This is a genomic window from Streptomyces sp. NPDC043876 (genome assembly GCF_056435825.1).
The window spans coordinates 420014-437720 of sequence record NZ_JBWKDV010000009.1; the positions used below are offsets into that span (position 1 = coordinate 420014).

General features: G+C 70.4%; 13 protein-coding genes. 9 read left to right on the top strand and 4 right to left on the bottom strand.

What is annotated here, in order from left to right:
* Position 1: 1 nt before the first annotated feature.
* Both AC0693_RS27925 and eccCa read right to left on the bottom strand, forming a co-directional pair.
* On the bottom strand, positions 2-580 hold the full coding sequence (locus tag AC0693_RS27925) for a hypothetical protein (RefSeq protein ID WP_478803181.1): 579 nt from the start codon (positions 578-580) through the stop codon (positions 2-4).
* 458 nt (positions 581-1038) lie between these two features.
* Positions 1039-4992 carry a type VII secretion protein EccCa gene (gene eccCa, locus AC0693_RS27930; RefSeq protein ID WP_356407716.1) on the bottom strand — a complete coding sequence of 1318 codons (3954 nt, stop codon included), beginning with the start codon at positions 4990-4992 and terminating at the stop codon, positions 1039-1041.
* Between the two features lie 241 nt (positions 4993-5233).
* On the opposite strand from eccCa, the gene eccD reads away from it, so the two are divergent.
* The 6 genes from eccD (at position 5234) to AC0693_RS27960 (ending at position 12371) form a co-directional block, all read left to right on the top strand.
* Positions 5234-6748, top strand: coding sequence for a type VII secretion integral membrane protein EccD (gene eccD / locus AC0693_RS27935; protein ID WP_469320358.1), 1515 nt, complete (start codon positions 5234-5236; stop codon positions 6746-6748).
* A gap of 182 nt (positions 6749-6930) precedes the next feature.
* Positions 6931-7218, top strand: a complete 288-nt coding sequence (gene rpsO / locus AC0693_RS27940) for a 30S ribosomal protein S15 (RefSeq protein ID WP_356407710.1) — start codon at positions 6931-6933, stop codon at positions 7216-7218.
* Between the two features lie 288 nt (positions 7219-7506).
* Positions 7507-9729, top strand: coding sequence for a polyribonucleotide nucleotidyltransferase (locus tag AC0693_RS27945; RefSeq protein ID WP_478803191.1), 2223 nt, complete (start codon positions 7507-7509; stop codon positions 9727-9729).
* Positions 9726-11102 (top strand): M16 family metallopeptidase, encoded by a 1377-nt coding sequence (locus AC0693_RS27950; protein ID WP_469320357.1) that lies wholly within the window; start codon positions 9726-9728, stop codon positions 11100-11102. The genes AC0693_RS27945 and AC0693_RS27950 overlap by 4 nt, the downstream gene beginning before the upstream one ends.
* 44 nt (positions 11103-11146) lie before the next feature.
* Positions 11147-11899 (top strand): 4-hydroxy-tetrahydrodipicolinate reductase, encoded by a 753-nt coding sequence (gene dapB, locus AC0693_RS27955; protein WP_356407704.1) that lies wholly within the window; start codon positions 11147-11149, stop codon positions 11897-11899.
* 19 nt (positions 11900-11918) lie between these two features.
* On the top strand, positions 11919-12371 hold the full coding sequence (locus tag AC0693_RS27960) for a tetratricopeptide repeat protein (protein ID WP_356407701.1): 453 nt from the start codon (positions 11919-11921) through the stop codon (positions 12369-12371).
* Positions 12372-12423: 52 nt separating this feature from the next.
* On the opposite strand, the gene AC0693_RS27965 is transcribed toward AC0693_RS27960, so the two are convergent.
* Together AC0693_RS27965 and AC0693_RS27970 are read right to left on the bottom strand one after the other, a co-directional pair.
* Positions 12424-12990 carry a PH domain-containing protein gene (locus AC0693_RS27965; RefSeq protein ID WP_356407699.1) on the bottom strand — a complete coding sequence of 189 codons (567 nt, stop codon included), beginning with the start codon at positions 12988-12990 and terminating at the stop codon, positions 12424-12426.
* A 101-nt stretch (positions 12991-13091) separates the two neighbouring features.
* Entirely contained in the window at positions 13092-13331 is a 240-nt protein-coding gene (locus AC0693_RS27970; RefSeq protein ID WP_356407696.1) for a hypothetical protein, read from the bottom strand.
* 195 nt (positions 13332-13526) lie between these two features.
* Between AC0693_RS27970 and thyX the strand changes: the two genes are divergently transcribed.
* The 3 genes from thyX to AC0693_RS27985 all read left to right on the top strand — a co-directional run bounded on the left by thyX (position 13527) and on the right by AC0693_RS27985 (position 17263).
* Positions 13527-14288 (top strand): FAD-dependent thymidylate synthase, encoded by a 762-nt coding sequence (gene thyX / locus AC0693_RS27975; RefSeq protein ID WP_469336963.1) that lies wholly within the window; start codon positions 13527-13529, stop codon positions 14286-14288.
* 236 nt (positions 14289-14524) lie between these two features.
* Positions 14525-15424 carry a 4-hydroxy-tetrahydrodipicolinate synthase gene (gene dapA, locus AC0693_RS27980; protein ID WP_478803182.1) on the top strand — a complete coding sequence of 300 codons (900 nt, stop codon included), beginning with the start codon at positions 14525-14527 and terminating at the stop codon, positions 15422-15424.
* Between the two features lie 153 nt (positions 15425-15577).
* On the top strand, positions 15578-17263 hold the full coding sequence (locus tag AC0693_RS27985; protein ID WP_356407688.1) for a ribonuclease J: 1686 nt from the start codon (positions 15578-15580) through the stop codon (positions 17261-17263).
* Positions 17264-17707 lie beyond the last annotated feature (444 nt).

Sequence of the window (17707 nt, forward strand, 5' to 3'; positions counted from 1 at the left end):
TTCAGTTGCCCCCGGTCTGTTCACCGAGGAGATCGATGATCCTGCTTCGGGGCGCGATGGCCGACGCGATGTCCTCACCGACGACCTTCCAGGCCTCGACGGAGTCGTCCCGGGTCCGGTCCATCGAATCCTGGCTGTAGTCCGCGTCACGGATCTGGGTGTAGGGATTGTCGGCGAGCACCGAACCCCAGCCCTTGGCCGTGACATCCGCTTCGGAGGCGTACGGATTTCCCATCCCCGCGTTCGTGAGCACTTTGAAACTTCCCTGCAGGTACTGGTCCTGCTCGTGGAATGCTCCAGCGGACAAGCTCACCTTCGACGCGAACGCGTTCCCCTCCAGCACGAGCGAACGCACCCCCCACTCCCACCGGTCACAGAAGGCCCCCAGGGCCGACGTCAACCCCGCGTGCCCGCTCTCCAGTCCCGACAGCGTCAGTGCGGCAAATCCCCGGCCCGCCGCGGCCGTTCCTTGGAAGCCCAGCTCCCTTAATTCAGTCAGTGTCTGAGTAATGCCCTGCGCGATCTGCCTGAGAGCCTCGTCGGAGGCGTCAAGGTCCGGCTCGCCACCGGTCATCTGCATGCTCCCTTCCCATTCAGTGCCGCGCACTTCGGCACGATCCCGAGGACCGGCGGGAACACAGCGCCGTCCGGTCCCGCTGCGTTCACAGCCACTCCGCACGGAAAACCCACCGCGGGTACCACCTCATCGAGTAGCCGGGCCCCCATCAGGCGCCGGTAGGGCCACTCACGGAGGTGCTCGCCACGGGCCTGTGCGAAACGGCCCAGCGCTACTTCGTCTGAGAACGCGCAGATCCAGTCCATCCCCCCGAAGGCCACGGTCCACAATCCGCCCCGGTCGTCCAACGGCACCAGTGCCGCCCGGCTCCGGAAGGTCGCCAGCCGCTCCAGCACTCCTTCACAGGCCTCGTGGACGTCCGGCTCCCGGCCCCCGGCCACTTCGCCGGGCTCCGCGGCATGCCGGCCGCGGAGCAGGGCCCACTCGTCATCGAACTGCGGCTTTCCCACCGGGAGTTCCTCCTACCGGTCCGCCAGCCAGCCCGCCTGGATCAGGGGGGTGCCGCGCTTGCGGGAGACGAAGGTGCCGCGGCCCGGGGGCATCGGGCGGGCGCGGACGTTGCCCAGGATGTCGCCCTCGTTGCGGTCGCCGGACAGGATCAGGCCCTGCGCGCCCAGCTCCTTGACCCGCTGCATGAAGGGCTCGTACGCCCCGCGCGAGGCGCCCGCCGAGCTGCGGGCCACGATGAAGCGGATGCCCACGTCCCGGGCGAACGGCAGGTTCTCCACCAGCTGCGCCAGCGGGTTCGACGCGTTCGTCGACACCAGCTCGTAGTCGTCGATGATCACGAAGAGCTCCGGACCGGTCCACCAGCTCCGGTCGCGCAGCTGCTGCGGGGTGATGTCCGGGCCCGGGGCGCGCTTGCCCATGACCGTCGCGATCGCCTCCATGTGCATCTGCATGGCCGAGGCCATCGGCGCGTACTCCAGCAGGTGCGAGGACGGCACCGCCTCCAGCAGGGTGCGCCGGTAGTCGCCGACCACGATCCGCGCCTGCTCCGGCGTGTACCGCTCGCTGATCTGCTTCGCGATCAGCCGCAGCAGCGCCGTCTTGCCCGACTCGCTCTCACCGAAGATCAGGAAGAACGGGTCGGTCTCGAAGTCGATGAAGACCGGTTCCAGGTTCGTCTCGTCGATGCCGATCGCGATGCCGTGCTGCGGGTACTCGAAGCCCTTCGGCAGCCGGTCCGCGGGCAGCTTGCGCGGCAGCAGCCGCACCGCCGGCGCCCCCGGCCCCGACCAGCCGGTGCGTACGGACTCCACGAACGCGGCGGTCGCCTCCGAGAGCTCCTCCGGACCTGCCTGCCCGTCCACCCGCGGCAGCGCCGACATGAAGTGCAGCTTCTCCGGCACCTGGCCCCGGCCCGGCGCGCCCTGCGGCACGTTCGCCGCGACCTTGCGGTCGAACTCCGAGTCCATGACGTCACCGAGGCGCAGCTCCAGGCGCCCCAGGATCTGGTCCTTGAGCGCCGCGCGCACCTCCATGTAGCGGGAGGCGGTCAGCACGACGTGGATGCCGTACCCGAGCCCGCGCGCCGCGATGTCCGCGACCACCGGCTCCAGCTGCTCGTAGTCGTTCTTGAACTGGCCCCAGCCGTCGATCAGCAGGAAGACGTCACCGAACGCCTCGTCCGCCAGATCGCCCGACGCGCGCCGCCGCCGGTAGGTCCCGATCGAGTCGATCGAGTGCGCGCGGAAGAACTCCTCGCGCCGGTTCAGCACGCCCGCGACCTCCGCGACCGTGCGCCGCACCCGCTCCGGGTCCAGCCGCGAGGCGATCCCGCCCACGTGCGGCAGGTCCTGCACCGCGGAGAAACCGCCGCCGCCGAAGTCCAGACCGTACATCTGCACCTCGCGCGGGGTGTGCGTGAGCGCGAACGACGACACCAGCGTGCGCATCAGCGTCGACTTGCCCGACTGCGGGCCGCCGACGATCAGCAGGTGCCCGGCCGCGCCCGAGAAGTCCCGGTACAGCACCTCGCGCCGCTGCTCGAACGGCTTGTCGATGAGGCCGAGCGGGACCACGAGCCCGCCGGGCCGCGTGTACCCCTCCGCGTGCAGCCCGCGCTCCGCCGAGGGCGCCAGCGCCGGCAGCAGCTGGTCCAGCGGCGGCGCCTGGTCCAGCGGCGGCAGCCACACCTGGTGCGCGGGCACGCCCTGGCCCTCCAGCCGCCCCACGATCACGTCGAGCACCGTGTCGGCGAGCGCGTCGTCCTCGCGCGCCGCCTGCGCCGCCAGGTACGCCGGGTCCGGGGCCGCGTAGACCACCGGCACCGGCGTCGCCGTGAACAGCGCGGGCCGCCGCTCCAGCGGGAAGCGGCCCACCGACAGGTCGGGACCGCCCGAGCGGTAGGTGCCCGAGACGTACGCCGCCTTGAAGCGGGTCATCTCGTCGGTACCGAACTTCAGGTAGCCGGAACCGGGCACCGACGGCAGGTGGTAGGCGTCCGGCACGCCGATCGCGGTCCGCGACTCCGCCGCCGAGAAGGTCCGCAGACCGATCCGGTACGACAGGTAGGTGTCCAGCCCGCGCAGCTTGCCCTCCTCCAGGCGCTGCGAGGCCAGCAGCAGGTGCACGCCCAGCGACCGGCCGATCCGGCCGATCTGGATGAACATGTCGATGAAGTCGGGCTTCGCCGTGAGCAGCTCGCTGAACTCGTCGATGACCAGCACCAGCGCGGCCAGCGGCTCCAGCGGGGCGCCCGCCGCCCGCGCCTTCTCGTAGTCGTGCATGTTGGCGTAGTTGCCCGCCGACCGCAGCAGCTCCTGACGGCGCTGCAGCTCACCGCGGATCGAGTCGCCCATGCGGTCCACGAGGGTCAGGTCGTCGGCCAGGTTGGTGATGACCGCCGCCACGTGCGGCATCTGCGACATGCCCGTGAAGGTGGCACCGCCCTTGAAGTCCGCGAGGACGAAGTTCAGCGTCTCCGAGGTGTGCGTGACCGCCAGGCCCAGCACCAGCGTGCGCAGCAGCTCCGACTTGCCCGAACCGGTCGCGCCCACGCACAGGCCGTGCGGCCCCATGCCCTCCTGCGCCGCCTCCTTCAGGTCCAGCATCACCGGCGCGCCGCCCTCGCCGACACCGATCGGCACCCGCAGCCGTTCACCGGCCGAGCGCGGCCGCCAGGTCCGCGCCACGTCGATGGAGGCCGCGTCCCCCAGGTTCAGCAGGTCCGTGAAGTCCAGATTGGCGAGCAGCGGCTCGTCGTCGTCCCCGCCGCCCGTGCGCAGCGGCGCCAGCTGGCGCGCCAGCGCCTCCGCCGCGGGCAGCGACAGGACGTCCGGCACGCCCTCGTACGCGACGCCCGCGCCCGACTCCAGCCACAGCCGCCCCGGCCGCACCACGACCGACAGCCCGCCGCGCGGCTCGTCCAGCTCGCCCGCGACCACCTCGACGATGGTGATGCCCTGCAGCCCCTCGGCCGCCGCGAACACCGAATCCGGCGGCACCATCCCGCCGTCCAGCACGACCACGATGTGCGGCTGGTCCAGCACCGGCTGGACGTCCCGGCTGAACCGCGGCCGCCCCTCCAGCCGCGCCGCCAGAAGGTCCTCGATCTCGCCCAGGTCGTCGCCGAACAGCCGCTTCGTGCCGGCCCCGTCCACCTGCCCCGGCACCTGCGTGTGCGGCAGCCACTTGGTCCAGTCCCACACCGGCACGGCGCCCGGCGCGGCCACCACGGCCACCATCAGGTCCTCGGGGGAGTGCAGCGTGGCCAGCTGGGCGACCAGCGCCCGCGCCGTCCCCCGCGCCGCCTCCGGCTCGCCGGAGACCGTCACGTGGTAGAACGCCCGCACCGACACCGCGACCGGCAGCCCGTCCAGCGACGAGTGCACCTTCAGGAACCGCTGCATCGCGCCTGCCGTCAGCGGCTCCAGCTCGTCCACCGGCGCCGTGTCCGGCGCCACCAGCGGCGTCGCCAGCCGCTGCGCGCCCAGCCCCAGCCGGGCCTGCCCGAAGTCCTCGTCGCCGACCCGCCGCTCCCACAGACGCGAGCCCTCGGCCACCACCGACCACAGCTGCTCGGGCGCCGGGTGCAGGTACAGCTGCGCGTCGCGCTGCGCCCGCGCGGTCCGGCGCACCTGGCGCCGGGTCTGCGCGAGGTACTTGAGGTAATCGCGCCGCACATCGGCCATTTGCCCCTGCGTACCGCGCCGGTGCCGCATGATCTGCGCGATCACCATGCCCACCGTCGACACCAGCATCAGCACACCCATGATGCGCATGAACGACGGCACGTTCGGCATGAAGAAGAACACGACGGAGGAGCCCATGCCGAGCATCGGCAGGAGCTGCATCGCCATGCCTTCCTGCTGCCCGCGCGGGAGCTCCGGCGGAGGCTCCAGCCGCAGTTCGTCCGAAGGTACTTCGGGCGGCAGCGACCGTGGCGGGCGTTTGACGACGATCTGGCTCACCGGAGCATCAATCCCTCGAAAACGGACGGGACGTCGATACCGGCGCCCCCAAGTCCCGGGTGCGGAGCGGGTGTCCTCCGCGCGGAGGTGATCCTACTTGCCGACAGTCCGGCTTATGCCCGGTAGGGTGGCCGCGCGCAGCATGCGCATCCGCGAATCCGCACCGCGGAAGCCGTGCGGCGCGGGCGCGGCACACGCCGCGGCCGCGTCGGACGAGTCCGCCAACCAGGGGGTCACACAGGTGAGTACGGCCGCAACGACGGGTTTCTGCAGGGTCACCGTCGTGGCCCCGGACAGCCGCATCGACGTCGCCCTCCCCGAGGACATCGCCGTCGCCGACGTCTACCCGGAGCTGCTCCGCCTCACCGGCCAGACCCAGCCCGTCGGCGCCCCCACCGGCTACCACCTGGTCCGCCGCGACGGCACCGTCCTGGACGGCGCCCGCACCCTGGCCGGCCAGCAGGTGCTCGACGGCGAAGTGCTGAGCCTGCGCCCCTTCGCGGAATCGCTGCCGCCCGCCGTCTTCGACGACGTCTCCGACGCCGTCGCCTCCGCCGTGGTCCGCGACCGGCACCGCTGGAGCGACGACATGCTGCGCGGCGCGGGCCTCGCGGGAGCCGTCCTGCTGCTCGTCCTGATGGGCTTCGTCCTCTGGTACGCCGACCCCGTCCGCCACGACATGCACGGCCTGCCCGGCATCATCGCCGGCACCGTCGGCCTCCTGCTCACCGCCGCCGCGGGCATCCGCGCCCGGGTGTACCGCGACCGCGGCTCCGCCGTCGCCCTCGGCCTCGGCGCCCTCCCGCTCCTGCTGATCGCCGGCTCCGGGATCATCGGGCCCGACGCGGGCCAGGGGCCGGGCCGGCTCCAGTTCCTGCTGGGCTGCGTCGTCGTCCTGGTCGCCTCCGTGGCCCTGGCCGCCCTCACCCCCAGCGGCGACGCCCCCTTCGTCGCGGCCACCTTCCTCGCCGCCACCGGCACCGTCGCCACCTTCGCCGCGATCCTCACCGACGCCTCCGCGACCGCCACCGCCTCCGTCTGCGCGCCCACCGCCATCGCGCTGGTCGCCTTCCTCCCCGGCCTCTCCGCCCGCTTCGCCCGGCTGCCCATCGGCTACGCCGCCCCGCAGAGCTCCACCGACGAGTACACCGAGTACGCGGCGAGCCCGGACCGCCACGAGAACGAGGCGTACGGCGACCCCTCCTCCGACACCCCCGAAGCCGGCGCCCCGCTGGACGCCGAGCTGATCGCCGCCCAGGCTCGGCGCGGCCACGAGATGCTCCTCGGCCTGGTCGGCGGCTGCGCCGCGGTCGTCGTCGGCTCCGCCGCCGTCCTCGGCTTCTCCCACAACCTCTGGGGCCAGCTCCTCGCCCTGGGCGCCGGACTCGCCATGCTGCTGCGCGCCCGCCTCTTCCGCTACACCTCGCAGGTGGTGTGCACGCTGGCCGCCGGCCTCGCCGCCATCGCCCTGCTCGTCCTCGGCCTGGCCCTGAACCCGCCGGCCGCCATGCTGCGCGACCTCCTCCAGTACGGGGACCACGGCAGTCTGGACATCCGTACGATCTGGCTCTCGGCCGCCGTCGCCGCGGGCGCCGCCCTGCTCGCCATGATCGCGCTCGTCATCCCGAGCAAGGGTCTGTCACCCTTCTGGGGACGACTGCTCGACCTCACCGAGGCCGCCGTGCTGCTCAGCCTGGTCCCGCTGTGCCTGGCCGTCCTCGACGTGTACGCCTCGGCCCGCGCGCTCACCAGCTGAGACGGGCCGCTCCGCAGGCCTGGTAGTCTGGGTGACGGCCGTTTGTGTACGCGTTCCCGGAGCCTTCTGCGAAGCCTCTGAGAACTGCGCCCAGCGGACCCGCCTCCCGAGTTACGGAAGCTCCCCAGAGAATTCGACCTGGGGCACTCGGTGGCTACGAAGACCTATCACGAGGAGTACGCGTGCCGCTCGATGCCGCTACGAAGAAGCAGATCTTTACCGAGTTCGGCACCAAGGAGGGCGACACCGGCTCCCCCGAGGTGCAGGTCGCGATGCTCTCCCGCCGTATCTCGGACCTGACCGAGCACCTCAAGACCCACAAGCACGACCACCACTCGCGCCGTGGCCTGCTGATCCTGGTCGGCCAGCGCCGCCGCCTGCTGCAGTACCTGGCCAAGAAGGACATCGCGCGCTTCCGCATCCTGGTCGAGCGCCTCGGCATCCGCCGCGGTGCCGCGGGCGCCAAGTAAGAACGCCGTGAAGGGAGCGGTTCCCGCGAGAAGGGGACCGCTCCCTTTGCCGTACGTGCGGGACGTACCGGACGCTTTGTAGTCTGGTTCCGCAGCACAACAGAAGAGGAGGAGCGCCCTCCCTACGCCGCCGGTCCTCGGTAGTGGCACCCGGAAGGTCCGTACGCCGGGCCCCGCACCGGATGCTTCGATCGAAGACCGGCCCGCACGCCAGGAGCGCTTCTCCGAAAACCGGCCCCCGCCACACGGGCGGAGGATCGGGAGACGACGAAAATGGAGAAAACGCTAGTGGAGAACGAGACCCACTACGCCGAGGCCGTCATTGACAACGGTTCCTTCGGCACCCGCACCATCCGCTTCGAGACGGGCCGTCTGGCCCGCCAGGCCGCCGGCTCCGCCGTTGCCTACCTGGACGACGACACGATGGTGCTGTCCGCCACCACCGCGTCGAAGAAGCCCAAGGACCAGCTCGACTTCTTCCCCCTGACGGTGGACGTCGAGGAGCGGCAGTACGCGGCCGGCAAGATCCCCGGCTCCTTCTTCCGTCGCGAGGGCCGGCCCTCCGAGGACGCGATCCTCACCTGCCGCCTGATCGACCGCCCGCTGCGCCCGTCCTTCAAGAAGGGCCTGCGCAACGAGATCCAGGTCGTCGCCACGATCATGGCGCTCAACCCGGACCACCTGTACGACGTCATCGCGATCAACGCCGCGTCCGCGTCCACGCAGCTCGCCGGCCTGCCCTTCTCCGGCCCGATCGGCGGCGTCCGCGTCGCGCTGATCCGCGGCCAGTGGGTGGCCTTCCCGACGCACACCGAGCTGGAGGACGCCGTCTTCGACATGGTCGTCGCCGGCCGTGTGCTCGACGACGGCGACGTCGCGATCATGATGGTCGAGGCCGAGGCCACCGAGAAGACCATCGCCCTGGTCAAGGGCGGCGCCGAGGCCCCCACCGAGGAGATCGTCGCCTCCGGTCTGGACGCCGCGAAGCCCTTCATCAAGGTCCTCTGCAAGGCGCAGGCCGACCTCGCGTCGAAGGCCGCCAAGCCCACCGGCGACTTCCCGGTCTTCCTGGACTACCAGGACGACGTCTTCGAGGCCCTCTCGGCCGCGGTCAAGGGCGACCTCGCCCAGGCGCTGACCATCGCGGGCAAGCAGGACCGCGAGGCCGAGCTGGACCGCGTCAAGGAGATCGCCGCCGCGAAGCTCCTCCCGGCCTTCGAAGGCCGCGAGAAGGAGATCTCCGCCGCGTACCGCAGCCTGACCAAGGCCCTGGTCCGCGAGCGCGTCATCAAGGACAAGGTCCGCATCGACGGCCGCGGGCTCACGGACATCCGTACCCTCGCCGCCGAGGTCGAGGCCATCCCGCGCGTGCACGGCTCGGCGCTGTTCGAGCGTGGCGAGACCCAGATCCTGGGCGTCACCACCCTCAACATGCTCCGCATGGAGCAGCAGCTGGACACCCTCTCCCCGGTGACCCGCAAGCGCTACATGCACAACTACAACTTCCCGCCGTACTCGGTCGGCGAGACCGGCCGCGTCGGTTCGCCGAAGCGCCGCGAGATCGGCCACGGCGCGCTCGCCGAGCGCGCGATCGTGCCGGTCCTGCCGACGCGCGAGGAGTTCCCCTACGCGATCCGTCAGGTGTCCGAGGCCCTCGGCTCCAACGGCTCGACCTCCATGGGCTCGGTCTGCGCCTCCACCATGTCGCTGCTGAACGCCGGTGTGCCGCTGAAGGCCCCCGTCGCCGGCATCGCCATGGGCCTGATCTCCCAGGAGATCGACGGCAAGACGCACTACGTCGCCCTCACCGACATCCTCGGTGCGGAGGACGCCTTCGGCGACATGGACTTCAAGGTCGCCGGCACCAAGGAGTTCGTGACCGCCCTCCAGCTGGACACCAAGCTGGACGGCATCCCGGCCTCCGTCCTGGCCGCGGCCCTCACCCAGGCCCGCGACGCCCGCCTCCACATCCTCGACGTGATGATGGAAGCGATCGACACGCCGGACGAGATGTCCCCCAACGCCCCGCGGATCATCACGGTCAAGATCCCCGTGGACAAGATCGGTGAGGTCATCGGCCCCAAGGGCAAGATGATCAACCAGATCCAGGAGGACACCGGCGCCGAGATCACGATCGAGGACGACGGCACCATCTACATCGGTGCCGCCGACGGTCCGGCCGCCGAGGCCGCCCGCGCCACGATCAACCAGATCGCCAACCCGACCATGCCGGAGGTCGGCGAGCGCTACCTGGGTACGGTCGTCAAGACCACCACCTTCGGTGCCTTCGTTTCCCTCATGCCGGGCAAGGACGGCCTCCTGCACATCTCGCAGATCCGCAAGCTCGCCGGTGGCAAGCGCGTGGAGAACGTCGAGGACGTGCTCGCGGTCGGCACCAAGGTCCAGGTCGAGATCGCCGAGATCGACTCCCGCGGCAAGCTCTCGCTGATCCCCGTGGTCGACGGCGAGGCCGCCGACGCCGACGCTGACAAGGACGACTCCGACAAGTGATGTCGCGTAGTTCCCGAGTGACGGCCCGCACCTCTTCCGAGGTGCGGGCCGTCGCCCGTACCCAAACCCTGCTCCCGGGCGAGAACGGGATCGGCACGGTCCGCCGTACCACCCTGCCCAACGGCCTGCGCATCGTCACCGAGACGCTGCCGTCGGTGCGCTCGGCGACCTTCGGCATCTGGGCCCACGTCGGATCCCGCGACGAGACCCCCACGCTGAACGGCGCCACGCACTACCTCGAGCACCTCCTCTTCAAGGGCACCGCCAAGCGCAGCGCCCTCGACATCTCCTCCGCGATCGACGCGGTCGGCGGAGAGATGAACGCCTTCACGGCGAAGGAGTACACCTGCTACTACGCGCGGGTGCTCGACACGGACCTGCCGCTGGCCATCGACACGGTGTGCGACATGCTCACCGGCTCGCTGATCCGCGAGGAGGACGTCGACGCCGAGCGCGGCGTCATCCTCGAAGAGATCGCGATGACCGAGGACGACCCGGGCGACTGCGTGCACGACCTGTTCGCGCACACCATGCTGGGCGACACCCCGCTGGGCCGCCCCGTCCTCGGCACCGTCGACACGATCAACGCGCTGACCGCCGACCGGATCCGCCGCTTCTACAAGAAGCACTACGACCCCACGCACCTGGTCGTGGCCGCCGCGGGCAACGTCGACCACGCCAAGGTCGTCCGCCAGGTCCGCACCGCCTTCGAGCGCGCCGGCTTCGACGGCACCGGCCAGGATCCCGTCGGCCCGCGCACCGGCACCCGCCGGATCCGCGTCGCGGGCCAGGTCGAGCTGGTCAACCGGAAGACCGAGCAGGCCCACGTGGTCCTCGGGATGCCCGGACTGGCCCGCACGGACGAGCGCCGCTGGGCGCTCGGGGTGCTGAACACCGCCCTGGGCGGCGGGATGTCCTCCCGCCTCTTCCAGGAGGTCCGCGAGAAGCGCGGCCTGGCCTACAGCGTGTACTCGTACACCTCCGGCTTCGCCGACACCGGCCTCTTCGGGGTCTACGCGGGCTGCCGCCCCAGCCAGGTCCACGACGTCCTGCGGATCTGCCGGGACGAACTGGACAAGGCCGCCACCGACGGGCTCACCGACGACGAGATCCGCCGCGCCATCGGGCAGCTCTCCGGCTCCACGGTCCTCGGCCTGGAGGACACCGGCGCCCTGATGAACCGCATCGGCAAGAGCGAGCTGTGCTGGGGCAGCCAGATGTCGGTCAGCGACATGCTGGCCCGCATCGGCGAGGTCACTCCGGACGAGGTCCGCGCCGTCGCGCAGGATGTACTGGCGCAGCGGCCCTCGCTGTCGGTGATCGGCCCGCTGAAGGAGAAGCAGGCCGCCCGCCTCGACGAAGCGGTCGCGTAGCACGGAAGCCGTCACGGACGTACGGACGTAAGGAAGCGAAAGACATGAGCAAGCTGCGCGTGGCCGTCCTCGGAGCCAAGGGCCGGATCGGCTCCGAGGCCGTCCGGGCCGTCGAGGCCGCCGAGGACATGGAACTGGTCGCCGCCCTCTCCCGCGGGGACAAGCTGGAGACGCTGGCCGAGGCCGGCGCCGAGGTCGTGGTCGAGCTGACCACCCCCGCATCCGTCATGGGCAACCTCGACTTCTGCGTGCGCCACGGCATGCACGCCGTGGTCGGGACGACCGGCTGGACCGAGGACCGCCTCGCGCAGCTGACCACCTGGCTCTCCGGTTCGCCGCAGACCGGTGTGCTCATCGCACCGAACTTCTCCATCGGCGCCGTGCTCACCATGAAGTTCGCGGCCCAGGCGGCCCGCTACTTCGAGTCCGTCGAGGTCATCGAGCTGCACCACCCGAACAAGGTCGACGCCCCCTCCGGTACGGCGACCCGCACGGCGCAGCTCATCGCGGCGGCCCGGGCCGAGGCGGGCTGCGCCCCGCAGCCGGACGCGACGGTCACCGCCCTGGACGGCGCCCGCGGCGCCGACGTGGACGGCGTCAGGGTGCACGCCATCCGCCTGGCGGGCCTCCTCGCCCACCAGGAGGTGCTCCTCGGCGGCCAGGGCGAGACCCTGACCCTGCGTCACGACTCCCTGCACCACAGCAGCTTCATGCCGGGCATCCTGCTCGGCGCGCGGCGCGTGACGCAGACCCCGGGCCTCACCTTCGGCCTGGAACACTTCCTCGACCTCGGCTGAGCAGGCAGTAGTACTCCTTATGCGCGCGAAGATCATCTACTTCATCACGGCCGCCGTCCTGGTCTTCTACTTCGTCCTGGCCGGCCGCCAGGGCGTGACCCTGATCGGCATGGGCACCTGGATCACCGTCCCGCTCGGGCTGTCGGTCCTGGTCCTGCCCGTCGTCGGCGTGTGGTTCCTGTGGAAGAACACCCGGTTCGTCACCCGGGCCAACCAGCTCTCCACCGAGCTGGAGGCCGAGGGCGGACTGCCCGTGGACGAGCTGGAGCGGGACGCGTACGGACGGATCCTGCGGGACTCCGCCGACGAGGTCTTCGCGCGCCGCAAGGCCGAGACCGAGGACGCGCCGGGGGACTGGCGCAACTGGTTCCGCCTCGCCGTCGCCTACCACGACGCCCGCGACACCCCGCGGGCCCGCAAGGCCATGCAGCGGGCGATCGCCCTGCACGACGGAAAGGCCGTACAGGTCTGATCCCTGTACGGCCTCCCGGGCATCCCGGTATTGCGTTGTCCGCCCGAGCGGCTCAGCCCACCGGGACGGCCCGGTACTCCTCGGCCCAGGCCTCGACCACGCCCGCGGCCCGGTCGAAGGCCTCGGTGCGGGCGAGGAAGTCCGCGCTGTGGTCGGTGAGCAGCACAGGGACCGGAGCCGCGGCCCCGTCCCGCGACGCCATGGTCAGCGCCTGGCCCTGCACCGTGCGGGGCAGCCCGAGCCAGCGCACGGGCTGCTGCACCGTACGGACCTCGCCGACCTGGGACCAGGGGACGGAGCGGGTCGAGAAGAACGACACCCGGCGCAGCCCCGTACGGCTCACCCAGACGCCCGCGCGCAGCAGGCGCAGCGAGGTCCCGACGACCGCGAGCGCGGCGACGGCGCAGACGGCCGCTCCGCCCCAGGCGCCCGCGAACGCGATGATCATCGTCGCGAGCAGCATGAACGAGGACACCAGGAGCAGTACGGCGGCGATGGCGACCCGCCAGGGGCCGGGCCGGTAGGGCCGGCGCCAGCGGTCGGGATCGTCGTGGGGGAGCGCCGCGTCGGCATCGTCCTCGCCGTCGAGGTGCTCGGCCGTCAGGAAGGGCAGGGGCACGGCTGATCCTCACTCACATGCACATTCGGTAGGGCAGTGCCGGTGAGGCTACCCAGTCCGGTCACGGCCGACCACCTCAGGGGGGCCGGACGGGTCAGGGCTCAATGCCCCTCGGCGGCCTCGGACTGCTGGGTCTTCTCGGGTGCCTTGTACGGCTGCAGCGCGGGCATGCCGAAGAGCAGCGAGCCGACGAGCCCCGCCACCACGGTCAGTCCGACCAGACTACGGGCGGCGATCTGCCCGTAGCCGAGACGCTCGCGCGGCGGCGGGGTGACATTGCTGCGGAAACGGTCGGCCTCGGCGACGAAGGCGAACGGGACGGGTTCGCGCCGGCGGAACATGGACGTCACTCCTCACGATCGGGCCCCTGTACGGGGAGCGGCGACCCTGGTGGTCAACCCCTGCCTGTAAGGACGCGCGGCGGGTCCGATCGGTGCCGGATTTCGGCAATTTAGCCGAACCTTACGGCCGGCCGCCGGGCGCGGGGCGGTCCGGGGGCCCGGCGCGGGCGCCGTAGAGTGGTCGCGCCCCAAGCGATGCCCTTTGGAAGGACCCCGGTGAGCGAGACCGCCGCTTCAGACCCGAAACCCAGCTTCCGCAGCGACGTCACGGTGGAGTTGGTGAAGCACTCCGCCGCCGACTCCGACGTGCTGTGGGCGGCCCGGGTCTCCACGGCCGGGGAGCAGTCCCTGGAGGAGCTCCAGAAGGACCCCGAGCGCTCCAAGGGCCTGATCAACTACCTGATGCGGGACCGCCACGGCAGCCCCTTCGAGCACAACTCGATGACGTTCTTCATCAGCGCCCCGATCTTCGTCTTCCGCGAGTTCATGCGCCACCGCGTGGGCTGGTCCTACAACGAGGAATCGGGCCGCTACAGGGAGCTGGAACCGGTCTTCTACGTCCCGGACGCCGAGCGCAAGCTCGTCCAGGAGGGACGCCCGGGCAAGTACGTCTTCGTCGACGGCACCGCGGAGCAGCACGAGCTGACCGGCCGCGTCATGGAGGATTCGTACCGTCAGGCCTACGAGGCGTACCAGGAGATGCTCGCGGCCGGCGTGGCGCGCGAAGTGGCGCGCGCCGTGCTCCCGGTGGGGCTCTTCTCCTCGATGTACGCGACGTGCAACGCGCGCTCGCTCATGCACTTCCTCGGCCTGCGCACCCAGCACGAGCTGGCGGCGGTCCCGTCCTTCCCGCAGCGGGAGATCGAGATGGTCGGCGAAAAGATGGAGCGGCACTGGGCCTCCCTGATGCCCTTGACCTACGCGGCCTTCAACACCAACGGCCGTGTGGCTCCGTAACCCGCGCATCCCGTGCACCGCCCGGCACGTACGGATGTGCGGAGGTTTGCGGGAAGTGTCCGTATTGCGACGTTTCGCAAAGTTCATCTAGGCTGATCAAACGGACCCGGCACTGCTTGAACCCCCGAGCAGGCAGTGCCGGGCTCCAACACCATCCGGCCTTCCGGGGTCGGCACCACCCTGTTGACGTGCCCCGAGGGGACACCGCGAGCGTGGCAGCGAGTAGCGTGTTACCCATGGCTCCGATCTCGACTCCGCAGACCCCCTTCGGGCGGGTCCTCACCGCCATGATCACGCCGTTCACGGCGGATGGCGCACTCGACCTCGACGGCGCGCAGCGGCTCGCCGTCCACTTGGTGGACGCAGGCAACGACGGCCTGATCATCAACGGGACCACCGGTGAGTCCCCGACCACCACCGACGCGGAGAAAGACGCCCTCGTACGAGCCGTGCTCGAAGCCGTCGGAGACCGCGCCCACGTGGTCGCCGGCATCGGCACCAACGACACCGCGCACACCCTGGAGCTGGCCCGCCAGGCCGAGCGCACCGGCGCACACGGCCTGCTCGCGGTCACGCCGTACTACAGCAAGCCGCCGCAGGAAGGCCTCTACCGGCACTTCACGGCGATCGCGGACGCGACCGGGCTGCCGGTCATGCTCTACGACATCCCCGGCCGCAGTGGTGTCCCGATCAACACCGAAACCCTCGTGCGGCTCGGGGAGCACCCGCGTATCGTCGCGAACAAGGACGCCAAGGGCGACCTGGGCCGTGCCAGCTGGGCCATCGCACAGAGCGGCCTGGCCTGGTACTCCGGCGACGACATGCTGAACCTGCCCCTGCTGTCCGTGGGCGCGGTCGGCTTCGTCTCCGTCGTGAGCCACGTCGTCACCCCCGAGCTGCGCTCCATGCTGGAGGCCTACCTCGGCGGAGACGTGCAGAAGGCGGCCGAGATCCACCAGAAGCTGCTCCCGGTCTTCACGGGTATGTTCCGCACGCAGGGCGTCATCACCACCAAGGGCGCGCTGCACCTCCAGGGCCTGCCCGCGGGCCCGCTGCGACTGCCCCTGATCGAGCTGAGCGCCGAAGAGACGGCTCAGCTCAAGATCGATCTTGCTGCCGGCGGGGTACAGGTCTGACACCGGACCCCCTGCCGGACACCCCAGACTTCACAACTGAACAAGCAGCACCAGCACCACCCACAAGACACACAGCAAGTGCACCAGTGCACGAATGACATGCCCGCCACGTGCCTTCGCAGGTACGTGGCGAGTGTGGTTGAGGAGATACTTTTGAGCCATCCGCATCCTGAACTCGGTCCCCCGCCGAAGCTCGCGAAGGGCGGCCTCCGGGTCACCCCGCTGGGCGGTCTCGGTGAGATCGGCCGCAACATGACCGTCTTCGAGTTCGACGGCCGTCTGCTCATCGTCGACTGCGGCGTCCTCTTCCCCGAAGAGGAGCAGCCCGGCATCGACCTGATCCTTCCGGACTTCTCGTCCATCCGGGACCGGCTGGACGACATCGAGGGCATCGTCCTCACGCACGGCCACGAGGACCACATCGGCGCCGTCCCCTACCTCCTCCGGGAGAAGCCGGACATCCCGCTGATCGGCTCCAAGCTGACGCTGGCCCTCATCGAGGCGAAGCTCCAGGAGCACCGCATCCGCCCCTACACCCTTGAGGTGAAGGAAGGCGAGCGCGAGAACCTCGGCCCCTTCGACTGCGAATTCATCGCGGTCAACCACTCCATCCCGGACGCCCTGGCCGTGGCCATCCGCACCGGCGCCGGCATGGTCGTGTGCACCGGCGACTTCAAGATGGACCAGCTCCCGCTGGACAACCGCCTCACCGACCTGCACGCCTTCGCGCGTCTGAGCGAAGAGGGCATCGACCTCCTTCTCTCGGACTCGACGAACGCCGAGGTCCCCGGCTTCGTGCCGCCCGAGCGCGAGATCTCGGGCGTCCTGCGCACGGTTTTCGCGAACGCCAACAACCGGATCATCGTGGCGAGCTTCGCCAGCCACGTGCACCGCATCCAGCAGATCCTCGACGCCGCCCACGAATACGGCCGCCGCGTCGCCTTCGTCGGCCGCTCGATGGTCCGCAACATGGGCATCGCGCGCGACCTCGGCTACCTGCGGGTCCCGGCCGGGCTCGTCGTGGACGTCAAGACCCTCGACGACCTGCCGGCCCACGAGGTCGTCCTGGTCTGCACGGGTTCGCAGGGCGAGCCGATGGCCGCGCTGTCCCGCATGGCCAACCGGGACCACCAGATCCGGATCGTCCCGGGCGACACCGTGATCCTCGCGTCGTCCCTGATCCCGGGCAACGAGAACGCGGTCTACCGCGTGATCAACGGCCTGACCCGCTGGGGCGCCAACGTCGTCCACAAGGGCAACGCCAAGGTGCACGTCTCGGGCCACGCTTCGGCCGGCGAGCTGCTGTACTTCTACAACATCTGCAAGCCGCGCAACCTCATGCCGGTCCACGGCGAATGGCGCCACCTGCGCGCCAACGCCGAGCTCGGCGCGCTGACGGGTGTCCCGAAGGACCGCATCGTCATCGCCGAGGACGGCGTGGTCGTCGACCTCATCGACGGCAAGGCCAAGATCACCGGCAAGGTGCAGGCCGGTTACGTGTACGTCGACGGCCTCTCGGTCGGCGACGTCACGGAGGCCTCCCTCAAGGACCGCCGCATCCTCGGTGACGAGGGCATCATCTCGGTCTACGTCGTGGTGGACAGCACCACCGGCAAGATCGTGAGCGGCCCGAACATCCAGGCCAGGGGCTCCGGCATCGAGGACTCGGCCTTCACCGCGGTCCTGCCGAAGATCGAGGAGTCCATCGCCCGCGCGGCGGCGGACGGCGTCGCGGAGCCGCACCAGATCCAGCAGCTCATCCGCCGCACCATGGGCAAGTGGGTCTCGGACGGCTACCGCCGCCGCCCGATGATCCTGCCCGTCGTGGTCGAGGTCTGAGGCTCTCCGTAGCCACCTCGTAGCGTCCTCACAGGAGCGGGGCAACCGGATTTGCATCCGGGGGCCCCGCTCCAGTACGTTTACGTCTCCCGCCTCAAGGAACCCCCCGAGCACGCACGTGCCCGGGCGCACCCGCGAGCGGGCGGTAAATCGGCCCGGGGAAACCTGATACGGTCTGAACCGCCCGAAAGGGAAAGGCCCCCCAACGGCCACCGAATTCAAATCCAACTCCGGTAAACGGAGCGGGAAGAGAATCTGGTAGAGTTGGAATCGCCGGAAAGGGAAACGCGAAAGCGCAACCTGGAAAGCGAAAAGCAGGATCCCGCTTCGACCGGGAATCGGACACGAAAGAGTCTGATAGAGTCGGAAACGAAGAACGAAGCCCGGAGGAAAACCCGCGAGGGTGAGTACGAAGGAAGCGTCCGTTCCTTGAGAACTCAACAG